Source organism: Microbacterium foliorum (assembly GCF_006385575.1).
In the GTDB taxonomy this organism is placed as follows: domain Bacteria; phylum Actinomycetota; class Actinomycetes; order Actinomycetales; family Microbacteriaceae; genus Microbacterium; species Microbacterium foliorum_B.
In genome coordinates, this window is sequence record NZ_CP041040.1 from 1,488,963 (window position 1) to 1,505,591 (window position 16,629).

The following is a 16,629-nucleotide window of genomic DNA, read 5'->3' on the forward strand; positions in this document are numbered from 1 at the left end:
TTCTCGGAACGCCTGAGCGCACCGGGCCGGCCTGGTCACTCGGAGGCGAGACCCACCGTGTCGAAGATCCAGGCGAGCTCGAAAGCGCGCTCCTTCCACGAGTTGTAGCGACCGCTGACACCGCCGTGACCGGCGACCATCTCGCACTTGAGCAGAGCGTCGGTCGCACCGGCGACACGCAGGGCGGCGATCCACTTCGCGGGCTCGACATAGAGGACTCTCGTGTCGTTGAGCGAGGTCACCGCGAGGATCCGCGGATAGTCCACCCCGTCACGGACGTTCTCGTACGGCGAGTACGACTTCATGTACTCGTAGACGTCGGCACCGTGCAGCGGGTCACCCCACTCGTCCCACTCGATCACCGTCAGGGGGAGCGAGGGATCGAGGATCGTCGTGAGTGCGTCGACGAAGGGCACTGCCGCCAGCACCCCTGCGAAGAGCTCGGGAGCGAGGTTCGTCACGGCTCCCATGAGCAGTCCACCGGCGCTTCCCCCCTCGGCGACGAGGCGATCAGGAGACGTGACGCCCTGCTCGATGAGGTGCTCCGCACACGCGACGAAGTCGGTGAAGGTGTTGCGCTTGTTCAGCAGCTTGCCGTCCTCGTACCATTGCCGGCCCATCTCACCGCCGCCGCGGACGTGCGCGACGGCGAAGACGATCCCTCGGTCGAGCTCTGAGAGCCGCGCGACCGAGAAGCCGGGATCGATCGAGTGCTCGTACGACCCGTAGCCGTAGAGGTGCACCGGTCGCACCTCGGAGCCCGGTTCGCCGAACGAGCGCTTCCAGACGAGCGAGATCGGCACTCGGGTGCCGTCGGATGCCGTGGCCCACTCGCGCTTCTGGCCGTAGTCGAGGGGGTCGTACCCGCCGAGCACCGTGACCTGCTTGCGCAGGTGGAGCTCGCGGGTCGCCAGGTCGAGCTCGTAGACGGTGCCCGGGGTCACGAAGGAGGTGTAGCCGAGTCGGAGGAAGGGCGAGTGCCACTCCGGGTTGCCGCTGACGCCCGCCGAGTACAGGGGCTCGTCGAAGACGATGTCGTCCACCGCGTCCGTCCCATAGTCGAGCAGCCCGACACGCTCGAGCCCCTCGCGGCGGTACTCCACCGTCGCGAAATCGCGGAACGCATCCATCCCGAGCAACCGGCGTCCCGGCTCATGTGCGAGCACCACACGACGATCTCCCTGCGGATCGGATGCCGATACCGACACGAGCTCGAAGTCCAGAGCGTCGTCGTTGTGCAGGATGTACAGGCGGTCCTCGCCGTCGACCACGGCGTGCTCGAGCGAGTACTCGACGCCCTCGCGACGAGGCCAGACGACCCGAGGCGCGACGGTCAGGTCGCCCGCGAGATCGACGAGGTACTCCTCGCTGGTGATGCTCGATCCGACGGCGATCACGAGGTACTTGCGGCTGCGGGTGATGCCGGCGCCGAGCCAGTACTTCTCGTCGGGTTCGTGGAAGAGCTTCACGTCGTCCGTGACCGGGGTGCCCAGGCGATGCAGCCAGAGCGTGTCAGGCCGCCATGCGTCATCACGTGTGGTGTAGAGGATCCCGGTGCCGTCGGGCGTGAAGAACGCGCCACCGGTGTCGGGGATCTCATCGGGCAGGGTCTCGCCGGTGACGAGATCGCGCACGTGCACCGTGTAGAGCTCATCGCCCTCGAAATCCGTTGCCCACAGGAGCTTCGTCGCATCGTCAGAGGTGTCGAACGCGCCGAGCGAGAAGAACTCGTGCCCCTCGGCCTCGATGTTGCCGTCGAGCAGCACGGTCTCGCCCGGCACCGCCACGCCCGGCTCCAGCACCGGGGGGGTCCAGTCGTGCTCGGCTGCGGCGGTCCGGCAGTGGATGCCGTACTGCGCGCCCTCCTCAGTGCGGCTGTAGTACCACCAGTTCCCGCGCCGCGTGGGCACGGAGAGGTCGGTCTCCTGCACGCGGCCCTTGATCTCCTGGAACAGCGTCTCGCGCAGATTCGCCAGGTGGGAGAGCACGTCCTCGGTGTGGGCGTTCTCGGCCTCGAGGTGTGCGATCACCTCACGGGAGTCTTTCTCACGGAGCCACTCATAGGGATCATCGAATGTGTCGCCGTGGTGCGTGCGGAGGGTCGAGCGGCGGTCTGCGATCGGGGCTTCAGTCACGAGTTCCACGCTAGCCCAGGTCGAGTTGACCGGTACCCGGGAGGGTGGGAGGATCTACCGGGGCCGGTTAACGGAAGTGAAACCCACGGTGAACTCTTCGTTCATCACGTCGATCCCGTCGACACCTCTCCTTTCTTCCTCAACGACCGAAAGCGAACGGTGGAAACCGCAGCCCTCATCGTCGTGCTCGTCATCGCACTGGCACTCTTCTTCGACTTCACCAACGGGTTTCACGACACGGCCAACGCGATGGCCACCCCCATCGCGACAGGCGCGCTGAAGCCCAAGACAGCCGTCCTTCTCGCAGCGGTGCTGAACCTCGTCGGTGCGTTCCTCTCGACCGAGGTCTCCAAGACCGTGTCGCACGGCATCATCCGAGAGGACACCATCCAGGGCGATGTGTTCCTCCCGATGATCTTCGCGGGTCTCATCGGCGCGATCACCTGGAACATGCTGACCTGGCTGCTGGGTCTGCCCTCGAGCTCGTCCCACGCGCTCTTCGGCGGCCTCATCGGTGCCACGCTGGTCGGGGTCGGGGTCGGCGGCATCGACTTCGGCATGGTGCTGTCGAAGATCATCCTCCCGGCGCTCATCGCCCCGCTGACGGCCGGCATCATCGCGTTCGCCGCGACGAAGCTCGCGTACTCGATCACCCGGCGCTACGACGGCAAGCCCGACGGACGAGACGGCTTCCGCTGGGGCCAGATCTTCACGTCGTCGCTGGTGGCGCTCGCGCACGGCACGAACGACGCGCAGAAGACGATGGGCGTGATCACCCTCGCGCTCATCACGGTCGGCTGGCAGAACAGCGAGCAGGCGGACCCGTACCTCTGGGTCATCATCGCCTGCGCGGTCACGATCGCCCTCGGCACGTATCTCGGCGGATGGCGGATCATCCGCACGCTGGGCAAGGGCCTGACCGAGGTCAAGCCCGCGCAGGGCTTCTCGGCGGAGAGTTCGACGGCTGCGACGATCCTCGCCTCCAGCGCTTTCGGATTCGCGCTCTCGACCACACAGGTCGCATCGGGATCCGTCATCGGCTCGGGCCTCGGTCGCCGCGGCTCGACGGTTCGCTGGCGGACCGCCGGTCGAATCGCCATCGGCTGGCTCCTGACGCTTCCGGCGGCGGGCGCTGTCGGTGCTCTCGCAGCCCTGCTGATCACGTGGCTCGGGCTCTGGGGCATCGCGATCGACACGGTACTCGCGCTCGCCGTGATCATCGGCCTGTTCCTCCGTTCCCGCAAGGATGCCGTCACTCATGCGAACGCGATGAGTGACGTGGCCGAGTCGGGGCTCGCGATCGAGCACCCCGACACGACGCCGCCGACGCGCCGGCAGCAGCGGATCATCGAGGCCAAGGCCGAGGCGAAGGCCCGCGCAGAGGCGCGTGAGAAGGCCAAGGCCAAGGCCAGGGCCGACTCGAAGGCGAAGGCTGCGGCGAAGGCGGCGAAGAAGGCACCGGACACCGGCGTCGCGACGAAGGTCGACAACCCGGAGAAGGCGAACAGCGAGGAGTCGAAGTGAGTGTCGCCATCGAATGGGATGCATTCCTCCAGGTGTTCGTCGCGGCGCTGCTCGGCGCCTGCGCCGTCGTGACCTTCTACGCGTTCGGGCTTCGGCTGCTGGTCCGCAGCGGACATGCGCCGGTCGTGAGTCCGGCGGAGTTCACCGACGCCATCACCGTGGTCTCTGAGAAGGAGCTCAAGCGGGCGGCGAAGCAGGCCGCCAAGGCGGCGAAGAAGAGTCCACTCACCGAGGGGCAGCGACGCATCGCGCTGTACGGCGCCTACGGGTGCTTCGCGCTGTGCGCGGTGGCCGTGGTGGCTGGCATCCTGATCATCGTCGTCGGGCACTGACCGCCGCGTCCGGCGCCCTCGGACTCAGCGCAGGAGGCCGGCTACGAGGTCGTCGACGATCTCGTCGGTGGACGTGTCGGGGTCGATCGGAGATGTCAGCCGATCGAGCAGAAGCCCGTCGATCGCGTAGTGGAACAGCGCGATCTCGCGTCGGCTGCCCGGAAGACCCGCTGCCGTGTTGAACGCGACATCCGCATCGAACCCGGCTCGCTGCCATGCACCCAGCAGTGCGGCGACCTCGGGCCGTCGGCTGCTCTCGAGCCTCAGCTCGAACAGCGCCAGCGTGACATCGCGGTCGTCCGTCAGACGACGCACGATGTCTCTGACGTAGTCGGCGAAGAGGGTCCTGCTCGGCTGCGCCGCTGAGCGGCGGGCAAGGTCATCGTCGCTGGGGGCGAGACGCTCGCCGATGCGCTCGACGAGACCCTCGATGAGCGCATCTCGGCTGCGGAAGTAGTTCGACGTGGTGCCCACCGGCACGCCGGCCACGAGGTCGACGGCGCGGTGTGTGAGTCCGCGCGAACCGTCCGTCGCCAGGACGATCAGCCCTGCATCCGCGATGTTCCGTCGCCTCGTCTCGTTCTTCGCCATCCGAGCACCCTATCGCGACTACTACAGCTGCCGTGGAGCCGTCATGGTCCGATGTCGCCGTGCGGCCTAGGCTGAGTTCATGCCAGCGCCTTCCGGCAGCGAGTTCGTCTTCGGTCGCCACGAGCCAGCGAGCCACGTCATCATCCACGTGAGCGACCCGCACTTCCTGGCGGACGGCGTGCGGCTCGGAGGACGCTACGACGTCGAGGAGAACTTCGCCCGTACTCTCGAGGCGATCAGTGCCGTGCATCCGCACCCGGCGGCGATCGTGATCACCGGCGATCTGGCGGATCTGGGGGAGCCGGATGCGTACAGGCGACTCCGTCTCGCAGTGGAGCCCGTCGCCGAGGAGCTGGGGACGGTCGTCGTATGGGTCGCGGGCAACCACGATGAGCGCCCGGCCCTCCGAGAGGGGCTGCTTGACCTGCCCCCGACCGAGGAGCCGGTGACGGGAGTGTGGGACCTCGACGGTCTCAGGCTGGTCGCGCTCGACACGAGCGTGCCGGGGTGGCACCACGGTGACCTGGATGCGGGTCAGCTCTCGTGGTTGGCAGAGGTCCTGAGCGAGCCGGCGCCGCACGGCACTCTGCTCGCGATGCACCACCCTCCGCTGCCGAGCCACCTGCCGCTCTTCGACATCCTCGAGCTGCGGCACCAGGATGAGCTGGCGGCGGTCATCCACGACACCGACGTGCGCGGCATCCTCGCGGGTCACCTGCACTACTCGTCGCACGGCACCTTCGCGGGCGTGCCCGTCAGTGTCTCTTCGGCGACCTGCTACACGATGAACGTCGCGCGCCCCGCCGCCGATGTGAACGGGATGGATGCCGCGCAGGCCTTCCAGATCGTGCATGTGCGTCCTGACACGATCACGCACACCGTGGTGCCCGTGACGGACGCACCGACCGGTGACCACTTCTCCATGGCATGGCTCGAGAAGATGGCGCGGCTCACCCCCGACGAGCGCCTCGAGGCGTTCTCGCGCAAACGCTGAACCGCCGTCGTATCCCTGGCGGCGCATGCACGCAGGCGTAGACTGGGAGCATCCCCCGCACCACACACTCGCCACTACCCACAAGGATGTGACATGGCTTCTGCCGCGCCTGCCCCCACCCGCACCGAGACCGACTCTCTCGGGAGCATGGAGATTCCCGCCGACGCGTACTGGGGGATCCACACTGCCCGCGCCGACGCGAACTTCCCGATCACGAAGCGTCCGATCTCGGTCTATCCCGACCTCGTCGTCGCGCTCGCGATGGTCAAGCAGGCCAGCGCCAGGGCGAACCGCGAGATCGGGGTCCTCGACCCCGAACGAGCCGATCTGATCGACCGAGCCGCTCAGCGTGTCATCGACGGGGAGTTCCACGACCAGTTCACCGTCGGGGTGATCCAGGGCGGCGCAGGCACCTCGACGAACATGAACGCCAACGAGGTCATCACCAACATCGCCCTCGAGCTCGCCGGGCGCGAGAAGGGCGACTACGCGTTCCTCTCGCCGATCGATCACACGAACCGCAGCCAGTCGACCAACGACGTCTACCCGACCGCCGTCAAGATCGGTCTGTCGCTGACGCTCCGGTCACTGCTCGAAGAGCTCGATCTGCTGCGTATCTCGTTCCTGCACAAGTCGCATGAGTTCCACGACGTGCTCAAGGTCGGACGCACGCAGCTGCAGGACGCCGTGCCGATGACTCTGGGCCAGGAGTTCCACGGCTTCGCCTCGACCCTCGGCTACGACCACACGCGCCTCACCGAGAACGCGTCGCTCATGTTCGAGATCAATATGGGCGCGACGGCCATCGGCACCGGCATCACGACCCACGTCGACTACGCGCCCGCGGTGCTGAAGCACCTGCGCGAGATCACCGAGCTCGATCTCGTCACGTCCGCCGACCTCGTCGAGGCGACCAGCGACACCGGCTCCTTCATGTCGTTCTCGTCGACGCTGAAGCGCAATGCGATGAAGCTGTCGAAGATCTGCAACGACCTGCGACTGCTGTCGTCGGGGCCGCAGGCAGGCTTCGGCGAGATCAACCTGCCTGCCATGCAGGCGGGTTCCAGCATCATGCCGGGCAAGGTGAACCCGGTGATCCCGGAGGTCGTCAACCAGGTGGCGTTCGCGGTCGCCGGTGCGGACATGACGGTGACGATGGCAGCCGAGGCGGGGCAACTGCAGCTCAACGCCTTCGAGCCCGTGATCGCTCACTCGATCTTCCAGTCGATCACCTGGATGCGCCAGGCGATGTGGACGCTGCGCGTCAACTGCGTCGATGGCATCACGGCGAACCGCGATCGTCTCGGAGCAATGGTCGGCGCCTCGGTCGGCGTCATCACGGCCCTCACGCCGTTCATCGGATACGCGGCCGCGGCCGCTCTGGCCAAGACCGCCCTCCTGACCAACCGGAATGTGGCCGACCTGGTCGTCGAGGCCGGATTGATGTCGCGTGAAGAGGTCATCAAGCAGCTGTCGCCCGCGCGTCTGTCCGGACTCGAGGCGATCACCGCTGCGATTCCGGTGATCTCGGCCGAGGATCTCATCGAGATCTGACCATGCAGAAGGGGCCCCGGCGCACGACGCCGGGGCCCCTTCTCGTATCCGCGTGCGCGGAATCCGGCTCAGTCGAGCACGCGACAGTGGGTGGTGAGCTCGCCGATCCCGTCGATGCCGACGGTCACGGTCGAACGATCGCGGAGGAAGATCTGCGGGTCTCGTGAGTATCCGGCTCCTCCGGGGCTGCCGGTGGAGATCAGCGTGCCGGGCAGCAGCGTCAGCGACTGCGAGAGGTGTGCGATGAGCTTCGCGACCGATCGGACCATCTGGTCGGTACTGGCATCCTGCACGGTCTGGCCGTCCACGACGGCCCAGATGTGCAGATCCTGAGGGTCGGCGACCTCGTCGGCCGTGACAGCGTACGGACCGGTCGGGGTGAACCCGTCGAAGGACTTGCACCGTGACCACTGCGCCTCGGAGAACTGCACGTTCCGAGCGGTGATGTCGTTGACGACCGTGTAGCCCCAGACGTGCGACAGGGCGTCGGCCTCTGCGACGTCTTTCGCAGGCGTGCCGATCAGCACGCCGAGCTCTGCCTCGTAGTCCACGGCCTCGCTCAGCGCTCGCGGCCACGACGTCGTCTGCTCGTGGCCCGTGAGCGAGTTGGGCCACAGGGTGAAGACGGTCGGAGCCGCGTCGGTCTTCAGACCGAGCTCGCTCGAGTGCGCGGCGTAGTTCAGGCCGACTGCGAGCACGGCGGGAGGAGCGATGACCGCTGACACGAACGCCCAGTCCTCGAGCGGATGCCGGGTGGCGGTGCTGCTCTCGACGGCGGCGCGAAGCGCGGTGAGCATCTGCTCGCCGCCCTCGATCAGCTGCTGAAGCGTCGCAGGGGGGTCGGGAAGGAGATCGGAGACGAGGATGGCATCGGCACCCTCCACCACTGCGAGATGCGCAGCAGGGGAGTCGGCACGACGCAGATGAGCGAACCGCATGCTCCTACGCTATCCGCTGCCCGGCTCGATTGCCTGGAGGAAGTCGCCAGACCCGGGGGAAGTTGCTTGTTCGCCATATGCTTTGGCTATGAGTTCCGGAGGACCGTCCCAGCCATCGCCGTATACGCCGCCGCCCGCGCAGCAGCCGCCGATGCATCCACAGCAGTACTCCGCTCAGCAGTATGCGCAGTCGAGCTATGCTCCGGCGCAGTTCTCCCAGCGCCCGGAATACGCGTCGTTGCTGGCCCAACCGACTCCGTATTCCCCGCCGGCCCCGGCCGCGCCTTCGCCTGCCCCTGGTCTTCCTGCTCTGCCCGCGGCACGACGAGGCGGCCGCGTCGCCCTGTTCTCGCTGTTCGGCTTCCTCGGTCTGCTGCTGCTCGGCCTCATCGCCTACTTCGGATTGTTCCTCGGCCCGCTCGCGTCGATCATCGGTCTCGTGCTCGCGCTCGTCCCGCTCACGATCGTCTTCTTGGTCGTACGGATGATCGATCGCTGGGAGCCCGAGCCCAAGACGCTCGTGTTCTTCGCGATCGCCTGGGGCGCCATCGCCGCCGTGGGGCTCACGCTTCTCGTCGACCTGGGGCTTACCGCCGTCGTGGGACTCAGGGGCGAGGTCGCCGGTGCTGTCATTCAGGCTCCCATCGTCGAGGAGTTCTGGAAGGGTTTCGGAGTCTTCCTGATCTTCCTCATCGCGCGTCGTTCTTTCGACGGACCGGTTGACGGAGTCGTCTACGGCGCGCTGGTCGGAGCCGGCTTCGCGTTCACTGAGAACATCCAGTACTTCGCGATCAGCCTCATCGAGGGCGGGGGCGAGCAGCTGACGGTGACCTTCATCCTGCGAGCGATCATGTCGCCGTTCGCGCACGCCATGTTCACGTCGCTCACCGGGCTCGCGATCGGTCTGGCCGCTCGACGGCATGCCTCCACGGGCGCGGTGCTCGGCTTCGGTCTTCTCGGCATGCTGGGCGCGATGGTGCTGCACGGTCTGTGGAACGGATCGTCCTTCGCGAACTTCTTCCTCCTCTACTTCGTCCTCCAGGTGCCGCTGTTCGTCGGATTCATCTTCGGCATCATCGCCCTGCGGCGGGAGGAGTCGCGCCTGACGAAGGCACGTCTCGGTGACTACGCCGCCGCCGGGTGGTTCACCCCCGAAGAGGTCACGATGCTGGCGACCCCGGCAGGGCGCAAGACCGGCCTCGCCTGGGCCTCGCAGCTGCGCGGCGATCGACGTCCGCTGATGCGCGAGTTCATCAAGGACGCCACGACGCTGGCATCCGTCCGGCAGAGGGCGATCACGGGTCGAGACCCGATGGCTCCGGCAGACGAGCAGGCCCTGCTCGCACGCACACGTGCCACGCGGGCCGCCCTGCTGGCGTACTGAGAGGAGCTCCGCCATGGCCGTCTTCATCCTCGTCCACGGAGCGGGAGACACGGCATGGTCATGGCATCGGCTCGCCGCCGTCCTGCGGAAGCGCGGCCACGAGGTCATCGCGCCCGACCTGCCGGGCGATGACGAGTCGCTCACTCTCGTCGACTACGCGGATGCGGTCGTGGATGCGGTCGGCGGACGACGAGGTGGGATCGTCGTCGGTCACTCGTTCGGCGGATTCACCGCGCCGATCGTCGCAGAGAAACTGACAGCCGACACCCTCGTGATGCTCGCGGCTATGATCCCCATGCCGGGGGAGTCGCCGAATGAGTGGTGGTCGAACACCGGATTCGCCGCCGCGGTGGAGGCGCAGGCTGCTCGCGACGGCGGTCTCACGGGAAACGACGATCCGTTCGTCGGCTTCTATCATGACGTGCCACGAGGGCTGGCCGAAGAGGCGATGAGCCGCGAGAGAGCGCATCCGTCCGCAGCCTCGATGGCTGCGCCCTGGCCGCTCACCGCCTGGCCGAGCGTGCCGACGAGGTTCGTCGTCTGCACGGAGGACAGGTTCTTCCCGTCAGCGCTCCTGCGAGAGCTCGCTCTCGGGCGCCTCGGTGTCGTCGCGGACGAGATCCGGGCCAGCCACTGCGTCGCGCTCAGCCGACCGGACGAGCTCGCGTCGATGCTCGTCGAGTACGCGGCCGAGGTGCATCGATCCTGACGCTGAGGATTCGCGATGAGCGCCCGTACCAAGACTCAGCGCCCGGTGCTGCGGCGATGCCTGCATGTCTACCGGGCGCTGAGTTGATCTGTAAACAGGGTGCACCCGGCGCGCGCGGGTGTCAAGGGTTTCGAGAGCGCAGGTGGGTGCTCGTCACCGTTTCGCCCTCAGCGGAGCGATCACGTTGACCGGTGGCCCACGGCTCGGGTTTGATGGAGAGCATGACTGATCGCACAAAGCCTGAGTTCGACGCCCCCACCGGCCCCGCTCCCGCGGAGCTCGTGATCCGCGACATCATCGAAGGAGACGGCGCCGAGGCCAAGCCGGGCGACACCGTGACCGTGCACTACGCCGGTGTCGAGTTCGAGTCGGGCGAGGAGTTCGACTCGTCCTGGGGTCGCGGCGAGACCATCCAGTTCCCGCTTCGCGGCCTGATCCAGGGGTGGCAGGACGGCATCCCGGGGATGAAGGAGGGCGGACGCCGTGAGCTCGTCATCCCGCCGCACCTCGCATACGGCCCTGTCGGCGGAGGTCACTTCCTCTCGGGCAAGACCCTCATCTTCATCATCGATCTCGTCGCCGTCGGCTGACCCGATCAACGCCGGAAGGCGCCGAGCCCTTCGTGGGCCCGGCGCCTTCTTCGTCGTGACGACGAGATTGCTCGTTCGGGGAATACATGCATGTGCATGTAAGTTGTAACGCGTGACGCCGTGAACACGGCCCCTCATCCGTTGCCGCGCAAAGCGGCTGATGTCTCCCGAGGAGAAACCATGACCAGCATCGACATTCCCGGCTACCGTCCCGGCACCTGGGTGCTCGACCCGTCGCACAGCGAGGTCACCTTCAGCGTGCGCCACATGATGATCTCGAAGGTGCGCGGCACCTTCGGCGTCAAGAGCGCGACCCTGATCGCCCCCGAGAACCCCCTCGAGGCCCGCGTCGAGGCGAGCGTCGACGTCACGTCGATCGACACGAAGGACGAGGGGCGCGACACGCACCTCCGCTCCGGCGACTTCTTCGACACCGAGAACTTCCCGACGATGGAGTTCGTGTCGACCGGTGCGCGCACCGAGGGCGGCGAGCTCTTCGTCGACGGTGACCTCACGATCCGCGGCATCACCAAGCCCGTCAGCTTCGAGCTCGACTTCGGTGGCTTCGGCTCCGACCCGTGGGGCAACTACAAGGCCGGCGCGTCGGCCAAGACGGTCATCAACCGCGAGGACTTCGGTCTGACGTGGAACGCAGCCCTCGAGACCGGCGGCGTGCTGGTCGGCAAGGACGTCACGATCAGCCTCGACCTGCAGGGCGCTCTGCAGCAGGACTGATCGTCCGATCTAGAGAACCCCGGGCCCGTCGGGCCCGGGGTTCTCTGCGTCACTCGATCGGGTCCATGCCTGGTAGACTCTTCAGGTTGCCGTTTGATCGGCCGCGGATAAAGAGAGCTCACGCATCAGGCGTCGGGCACCGCGCAACAAGCAGAGAGGGGATCGAATCTATGGCACTGGAAGCAGACGTCAAGAAGGCGATCATCGAAGAGTACGCGACGCACCCCGGTGACACCGGATCCCCCGAGGTGCAGGCCGCGATGCTGACGCAGCGCATCAAGGACCTCACCGAGCACCTGAAGGAGCACAAGCACGACCACCACTCGCGTCGTGGCCTGTTCCTGCTCGTGGGTCAGCGCCGTCGTCTGCTCGGCTACCTCCAGAGCGTCGACATCGAGCGTTACCGCTCGCTGATCGCACGCCTGGGCCTCCGCCGATAAGGCGAAGCGAGCCAGCGTACAATCGCGCAGAACATTCTTGAGAAGGCCGCCCCAGGTGTGGGGCGGCCTTCGTCATGTCCGGGGGTTGATCTTGTGCGCGCTTTCCAATAGGAAAGTAGTGAGCTTTCCTCATGGAAAGTGATCGGAGGTCAGACGATGGAGCAGAAGCCGGTGGCGGGGCAAGAAGCGCTCGCCCCGCCGAGCGCGGACATCGCCCAGAGCTATCTCGACGAGGCGGAAGCCGTGGTCCACCGCCGCGGGCATGTCGTCAACCGGCGGGCACTGGCGTGGCTGCAGGTCGCGAACGGCGTGATCACGGCCGTGTACCTCGTCGCGATGGCTGCGGCCCTCCGCGGCGACCGCGGCGTGGGGGGCGAGTCAGGTCATCGTCTTCAGCTTCCTCATGTGGGGTCAGCTGGCGAGCGGCATGGCGCAGCGCAGTGGGATGCAGTGGCGCGTGACGCGATCACGCTGGCTACTGCTGGTCTCCGGAGCCGTGCTGACGGTCGCAGCCCTCGTCGTGTTCGGCTTCGTCGTCTGGGACCCGGAGTTCCCGGCCTTCGGGATCTGGATCCCTGCCGCGCTCGTGCTCATTGGGTACGGCGGCTATGGGGTGGTGCAGCTCGCTCGGACGACCGGCGATGCACGCCCTCCGCGTGTGAATCCCGCCCCGCTTCCGCGCGGTGCGCGATGGGGAACGATCGGCATCGGCGTCGCCGTCGGTATGCTCGCGATGCTCGGGTCCTCCTCGGACGGGATGCTCACGAGTGCCCTGCTCCTGCTCGTCGTGCTGATGCTGTTCGTCTGGATCGTGGCCGCGCGCACGGAGATGGGCCTGCCCGCCGTCGGCGCCTCGTGGCGGTGGCCTCACCTCGTCGTGTTCGCCGCGTCGGCCTGCGCGCTCTCTCTGGTGGTGCTGGTCGACCGCCTTCCGGTGCTCACCGGCGTGCTCAGTGGATTGGGCATCATCGCGCTGTTCGTCGCCGTCTCGTCCGTCCCCGGGCGTGGTCTGCGTGACTGACAGGTCGGCGGCGCCGCATCCGCGCACTCGGCTCGACGACAACTTCGCATCGCCGATCCGCTTCTCACTCCTGGCATCACTCGGTGACGGCGTCGAGCTGGACTTCGCCACACTGCGCGAGATCCTCCAATGCGGTGACTCGCCGTTGAGCAAGGCCATCACGCACCTGCAGGCGGCGGGGTACGTCGTCGCTCGCAAGGGCAGTCTCGGCAGCCGTCCTCGCACCTGGGTCTACTCGACTGCGCACGGTCGTGCTGCCTTCGCCGGCCACCTTCAGGCGCTTCGCGAGATCGTCGCGCTCGGGGGTGGCCCGGCGTTGTGACCGGTGTCAGGCCTTCGTGACGACCAGGTCGGGGTGGTGGATCGCTGCGACGTCGGGGTGCGCACGCAGTCGGGACTTCATGGCGTTCTCCCCGTACGTGGCGTGGATCGGGTTGCTCGGGTCCTCGGTGATGCCGGTCGCCTCCGCAGCCAGATCGGCCGGAAGCTCGAGCAGCGGCAGCTGCTGGTCGAGCGCCGGGTTGAAGAAGAACGGGATCGAGATGCGTTCCTCCGGCGCCTTGGGCGAGATCACCCGGTGGTTGGTCGCCTTGAGATAGCCACCGGTCGCGTATTCCAGCAGTTCCCCGATGTTGACGACGAACGCGCCGGGAACGGGTGGAGCCGACACCCACTCGCCGTTGCGCTCCACCTGCAGCCCGCCCTTGCCCGGCTCGACCCAGAGCAGCGTGAGCACCCCGGAGTCCTTGTGGGCGCCGACGCCCTGCTGGGGCTCCGGCTCGTGGGTGCCCGGGTAACGGACGATCTTTATGAGCGTCGACGGGTCGCGGAAGGGCTCGTCGAAATACGACTCCTCCGCCCCGAGCGTCACGGCCCACGCGCGCAGCAGCTTGTGCGCGACCTCGGTCAGAGTGTCGTGCCATTCGGTGACGACCGCCTTGAGCTCGGGCTGGGCCGCCGGCCACAGGTTCGGGCCGGTGAGGCGGTTGAAGGCGGGTCCGCCCTCGATGGGTTCGCGCTCGGGGCCGATGTCGATCTGCTCGCGCCAGTCGATCTTGCCCTGCGTCCGCTCGCCGCCGACACGGGTGTATCCGCGGAAGTGGGGGCTGTTGACGTTCTCGATCGCGAGCTTCTCCTCTTCGGGCAGTGCGAAGAAATCGAGGGCGGCCCGGTGCAGGCGAGCTTCGAGCTCGGGGGAGACCCCCGTGCCCGTCAGATAGAAGAAACCCACATCGTGCGTCGCTGCACGCAGTTCGTCACGGAATCGGGCCGCGGCCTCCGGGCCGGCATCGAGCTGCGACAGGTCGAGGATGGGGAGCGAGAGATCAGCCATGCATCGAGCGTAAATCGGCCGAGAGGCGCGCGGTCGAGTGTTGCGTCGCATTACTCCCGCCGGCTCGCGCATGAGGTGACCCCGATCTGGTGCTAGTGTCTCCTGAGGTAAGGGACGCCTTGCCTAAGTACCCTCCAGAGAGTCTCCATTCGTGCTCGCAACGTTCCTGATCGGTCTTCGCGAAGGCCTCGAAGCCGCCCTCGTGGTCGGCATCCTCGTCGCCTACCTCCGTCGTCTCGGGCGCAGCGACGCCCTGCCGAGACTCTGGGCCGGCGTGGGGCTGGCGATCGCTCTTGCCCTCGGTATCGGTGCGGTGCTCACGTTCGGTGCTTACTCGCTGACGTTCGAGGCGCAGGAGCTCATCGGCGGGCTGCTATCGCTGCTCGCAGTCGGCATGGTCACCTGGATGATCTTCTGGATGCAGAAGGCCGGGCGCACCATGAAGGCGACGCTCGAAGGAGGGCTCGATCGTGCTCTGACGCACGGCGGCCTCTGGGCGCTGATCGCGATCGGCTTCGTCTCGGTGGCCAGGGAGGGGATCGAGACGACCCTCCTCCTGTGGTCGATGGTCCAGTCCTTCGGAGACGCCCCCTCGGCGCTGCTCGGGGCGCTGCTCGGGCTCCTCACAGCCGTCGTGATCGGATGGCTGCTCGCCCGCGGCGCCGTCAGGCTCGATCTGCGCCGGTTCTTCACCTGGACGAGCGGCTTCCTCGTGATCGTCGCCGCCGGGGTCCTCGCCTACGCGATCATGGACCTGCAGGAAGCAGGCGCCCTGCCCGGACCCTTCACTTCCGCGGCTCCCATCGACGCGCTCACCGGCGCCGTCGCGCTCGGTTGGGCGGCGTTCCCGTTCGGGTGGGCCTTCGACGTGACCGACGTCATCGCCCCGGACGGAGCATGGGCCACCATCCTCCAGGCGACCGTCGGCTTCATGCCGCGGATGACGTGGCTGCAGGTCACGGCATGGGCCGCCTATCTCGTCGTCGTCGGATTCTTCTTCGTCCGCGGGCTGCGCTCCCGCCGACCGAGCACGCCTCGCTCGACGTCCGCAGACCGCGACGTCTCGACCCCCACTCTCACTCAGCAAGGAGCAGCATGACCACCTCTCGCCGAATCCTCGGTGCTGTCGCGGCCGCCGGCGCGGCCGCACTCGTCCTCAGTGGCTGCGTCGCCAAGAGCGATGTCGCAGCAGGCGCCGCGTTCGACGTCTCATCGACCGACTCCGAATGCGCGGTCTCCGCGACGACTGCCGAGAGCGGCACGCTCACGTTCGATGTGACGAACGACAGCGGACAGACCTCGGAGTTCTACCTGCTCGCCGATGACGGACTGCGCATCGTGGGCGAGGTCGAGAACATCGCGCCGTCCGCCTCCCGCACACTCACCGTCGTGGCACAGCCGGGAAAGTACTTCACCCTGTGCAAGCCCGGGATGATCGGCGAGGGCGTCGGCAAGTCGGAGTTCACGGTGACCGGTGATCGAGTGGAGGTCGAAGGAGAGGACTCGGAGCAGAAGCAGCAGGCGGTCGACCTGTACGCGGCATTCGTGAAGGACCAGGTCGGACAGCTGGTCCCCTCCGTCGAAGAGTTCGTCGCCGCCTACGAGACGGGGGACGACGAGGCCGCTCGCACGCTCTTCCCGCAGACCCGGGCTTTCTACGAGCGCATCGAGCCTGTTGCGGAGGCACTCGGCACTCTCGACCCCCGGATCGACTACCGCGAGGTCGACGCTGTGGCAGAAGGACTCGACTGGACCGGCTTCCATCGCATCGAGAAGGACCTGTGGGTGCCGGCGGAGAATGCGCTCAACGCCGACGGCGAGACGCCCGCCTGGCAGGATTGGGCTCCCTCGACGACCGAGGAGCGTGCCGGCTACGGCGACCAGCTGCTCGCAGACGTGCAGGAGCTCTACGACTACGTGCACTCCGACGACTTCACCACGGCTCTGGACGACCAGGGGATCGGCGGAATCTCGAACGGTGCGATCGCGCTGCTCGACGAGGTCGCGACCGGCAAGATCTCCGGCGAAGAGGACTGGTGGTCCGGCACCGACCTCTACGACTTCGCGGCCAACGTCGAGGGCTCCAAGATGGCGTTCTCCCTCGTGCAGGACTTCGCCACCGCGCAGGGCGACGACGGCGCAGCGCTCGTGACCGAGATCGAGGACGGGTACGCGGCTCTCGAAGAGTCGCTGGCAGCCCACGGCTCTCTCGACGAGGGCTTCGTCGGTTACGCGGAGCTGACCGACGCCGACAAGCGTGAGTTCACCGATCTCATCAACGCGCTCGCCGAGCCGCTGTCGCAGCTCACCGGCACAGTCCTCGACTGATTCGAAACGGACGATCTCGCA

The 16,629-nt window shown here is 67.2% G+C and carries 17 protein-coding genes; 13 read left to right on the forward strand and 4 right to left on the reverse strand.

From position 1 onward, the window contains the following. Positions 1-35 precede the first annotated feature (35 nt). The gene (locus FIV50_RS07085) at positions 36-2,135 is read right to left on the reverse strand and encodes a S9 family peptidase (protein ID WP_140036823.1); all 2,100 of its coding nucleotides are present in this window, start codon (positions 2,133-2,135) and stop codon (positions 36-38) included. A gap of 159 nt (positions 2,136-2,294) precedes the next feature. Here FIV50_RS07085 and FIV50_RS07090 point away from each other — a divergent pair, with 159 nt between their 5' ends. Beyond that, positions 2,295-3,659, forward strand: a complete 1,365-nt coding sequence (locus tag FIV50_RS07090; RefSeq protein ID WP_140036824.1) for an inorganic phosphate transporter — start codon at positions 2,295-2,297, stop codon at positions 3,657-3,659. After that, positions 3,656-3,991, forward strand: a complete 336-nt coding sequence (locus FIV50_RS07095; RefSeq protein ID WP_140036825.1) for a peptidase — start codon at positions 3,656-3,658, stop codon at positions 3,989-3,991. Before FIV50_RS07090 ends, FIV50_RS07095 begins: the two co-directional genes overlap by 4 nt. Positions 3,992-4,015: 24 nt before the next feature. Here FIV50_RS07095 and FIV50_RS07100 read toward each other — a convergent pair whose 3' ends face one another. Next, positions 4,016-4,582, reverse strand: coding sequence for a TetR/AcrR family transcriptional regulator (locus FIV50_RS07100; RefSeq protein WP_140036826.1), 567 nt, complete (start codon positions 4,580-4,582; stop codon positions 4,016-4,018). A 79-nt stretch (positions 4,583-4,661) separates the two neighbouring features. On the opposite strand from FIV50_RS07100, the gene FIV50_RS07105 reads away from it, so the two are divergent. Both FIV50_RS07105 and FIV50_RS07110 read left to right on the forward strand, forming a co-directional pair. Then, positions 4,662-5,576 (forward strand): metallophosphoesterase, encoded by a 915-nt coding sequence (locus FIV50_RS07105; RefSeq protein ID WP_140036827.1) that lies wholly within the window; start codon positions 4,662-4,664, stop codon positions 5,574-5,576. 93 nt (positions 5,577-5,669) lie between these two features. Further along, positions 5,670-7,130: an aspartate ammonia-lyase gene (locus FIV50_RS07110; RefSeq protein WP_140036828.1), complete on the forward strand. Its 1,461-nt coding sequence runs from the start codon at positions 5,670-5,672 to the stop codon at positions 7,128-7,130. A gap of 68 nt (positions 7,131-7,198) precedes the next feature. Here FIV50_RS07110 and FIV50_RS07115 read toward each other — a convergent pair whose 3' ends face one another. Continuing rightward, entirely contained in the window at positions 7,199-8,068 is an 870-nt protein-coding gene (locus FIV50_RS07115; RefSeq protein ID WP_140036829.1) for a fumarylacetoacetate hydrolase family protein, read from the reverse strand. A gap of 151 nt (positions 8,069-8,219) precedes the next feature. Here FIV50_RS07115 and FIV50_RS07120 point away from each other — a divergent pair, with 151 nt between their 5' ends. The 7 genes from FIV50_RS07120 to FIV50_RS07150 all read left to right on the forward strand — a co-directional run bounded on the left by FIV50_RS07120 (position 8,220) and on the right by FIV50_RS07150 (position 13,269). After that, entirely contained in the window at positions 8,220-9,452 is a 1,233-nt protein-coding gene (locus FIV50_RS07120) for a PrsW family intramembrane metalloprotease (protein WP_181164356.1), read from the forward strand. Positions 9,453-9,465: 13 nt separating this feature from the next. Next, positions 9,466-10,161, forward strand: a complete 696-nt coding sequence (locus tag FIV50_RS07125) for an alpha/beta hydrolase (protein WP_140036830.1) — start codon at positions 9,466-9,468, stop codon at positions 10,159-10,161. 221 nt (positions 10,162-10,382) lie between these two features. Next, a complete protein-coding gene (locus tag FIV50_RS07130; RefSeq protein ID WP_053095804.1) occupies positions 10,383-10,751 on the forward strand; it encodes an FKBP-type peptidyl-prolyl cis-trans isomerase in 369 nt (122 codons plus the stop codon). A gap of 180 nt (positions 10,752-10,931) precedes the next feature. Then, positions 10,932-11,486 carry a YceI family protein gene (locus FIV50_RS07135; protein WP_140036831.1) on the forward strand — a complete coding sequence of 185 codons (555 nt, stop codon included), beginning with the start codon at positions 10,932-10,934 and terminating at the stop codon, positions 11,484-11,486. Positions 11,487-11,656: 170 nt separating this feature from the next. Further along, complete coding sequence (rpsO, locus tag FIV50_RS07140) at positions 11,657-11,926, forward strand: 30S ribosomal protein S15 (protein WP_017203073.1); 270 nt, start codon at positions 11,657-11,659, stop codon at positions 11,924-11,926. A gap of 427 nt (positions 11,927-12,353) precedes the next feature. Then, positions 12,354-12,947 carry a hypothetical protein gene (locus FIV50_RS07145; protein ID WP_258184468.1) on the forward strand — a complete coding sequence of 198 codons (594 nt, stop codon included), beginning with the start codon at positions 12,354-12,356 and terminating at the stop codon, positions 12,945-12,947. Then, positions 12,940-13,269 carry a transcriptional regulator gene (locus FIV50_RS07150; RefSeq protein ID WP_140036832.1) on the forward strand — a complete coding sequence of 110 codons (330 nt, stop codon included), beginning with the start codon at positions 12,940-12,942 and terminating at the stop codon, positions 13,267-13,269. The genes FIV50_RS07145 and FIV50_RS07150 overlap by 8 nt, the downstream gene beginning before the upstream one ends. A gap of 6 nt (positions 13,270-13,275) precedes the next feature. Here FIV50_RS07150 and FIV50_RS07155 read toward each other — a convergent pair whose 3' ends face one another. After that, on the reverse strand, positions 13,276-14,280 hold the full coding sequence (locus FIV50_RS07155) for an isopenicillin N synthase family dioxygenase (protein ID WP_140036833.1): 1,005 nt from the start codon (positions 14,278-14,280) through the stop codon (positions 13,276-13,278). A gap of 151 nt (positions 14,281-14,431) precedes the next feature. Between FIV50_RS07155 and efeU the strand changes: the two genes are divergently transcribed. Next, positions 14,432-15,379 carry an iron uptake transporter permease EfeU gene (efeU, locus tag FIV50_RS07160; protein ID WP_140036834.1) on the forward strand — a complete coding sequence of 316 codons (948 nt, stop codon included), beginning with the start codon at positions 14,432-14,434 and terminating at the stop codon, positions 15,377-15,379. Next, the gene (gene efeO / locus FIV50_RS07165; RefSeq protein WP_140036835.1) at positions 15,376-16,608 is read left to right on the forward strand and encodes an iron uptake system protein EfeO; all 1,233 of its coding nucleotides are present in this window, start codon (positions 15,376-15,378) and stop codon (positions 16,606-16,608) included. The genes efeU and efeO overlap by 4 nt, the downstream gene beginning before the upstream one ends. The last annotated feature ends 21 nt before the right edge of the window (positions 16,609-16,629 follow it).

Coding starts and splice junctions, on each gene's coding strand:
- FIV50_RS07135 (WP_140036831.1), top strand. CDS start 10,932: ATGACCAGCATCGACATTCCCGGCTACCGTCCCGGCACCTGGGTGCTC.
- FIV50_RS07100 (WP_140036826.1), bottom strand. CDS start 4,582: ATGGCGAAGAACGAGACGAGGCGACGGAACATCGCGGATGCAGGGCTG.
- FIV50_RS07105 (WP_140036827.1), top strand. CDS start 4,662: ATGCCAGCGCCTTCCGGCAGCGAGTTCGTCTTCGGTCGCCACGAGCCA.
- FIV50_RS07125 (WP_140036830.1), top strand. CDS start 9,466: ATGGCCGTCTTCATCCTCGTCCACGGAGCGGGAGACACGGCATGGTCA.
- FIV50_RS07115 (WP_140036829.1), bottom strand. CDS start 8,068: ATGCGGTTCGCTCATCTGCGTCGTGCCGACTCCCCTGCTGCGCATCTC.
- FIV50_RS07145 (WP_258184468.1), top strand. CDS start 12,354: ATGGCGCAGCGCAGTGGGATGCAGTGGCGCGTGACGCGATCACGCTGG.
- efeO (WP_140036835.1), top strand. CDS start 15,376: ATGACCACCTCTCGCCGAATCCTCGGTGCTGTCGCGGCCGCCGGCGCG.
- FIV50_RS07130 (WP_053095804.1), top strand. CDS start 10,383: ATGACTGATCGCACAAAGCCTGAGTTCGACGCCCCCACCGGCCCCGCT.
- FIV50_RS07155 (WP_140036833.1), bottom strand. CDS start 14,280: ATGGCTGATCTCTCGCTCCCCATCCTCGACCTGTCGCAGCTCGATGCC.
- FIV50_RS07120 (WP_181164356.1), top strand. CDS start 8,220: ATGCATCCACAGCAGTACTCCGCTCAGCAGTATGCGCAGTCGAGCTAT.
- rpsO (WP_017203073.1), top strand. CDS start 11,657: ATGGCACTGGAAGCAGACGTCAAGAAGGCGATCATCGAAGAGTACGCG.
- FIV50_RS07110 (WP_140036828.1), top strand. CDS start 5,670: ATGGCTTCTGCCGCGCCTGCCCCCACCCGCACCGAGACCGACTCTCTC.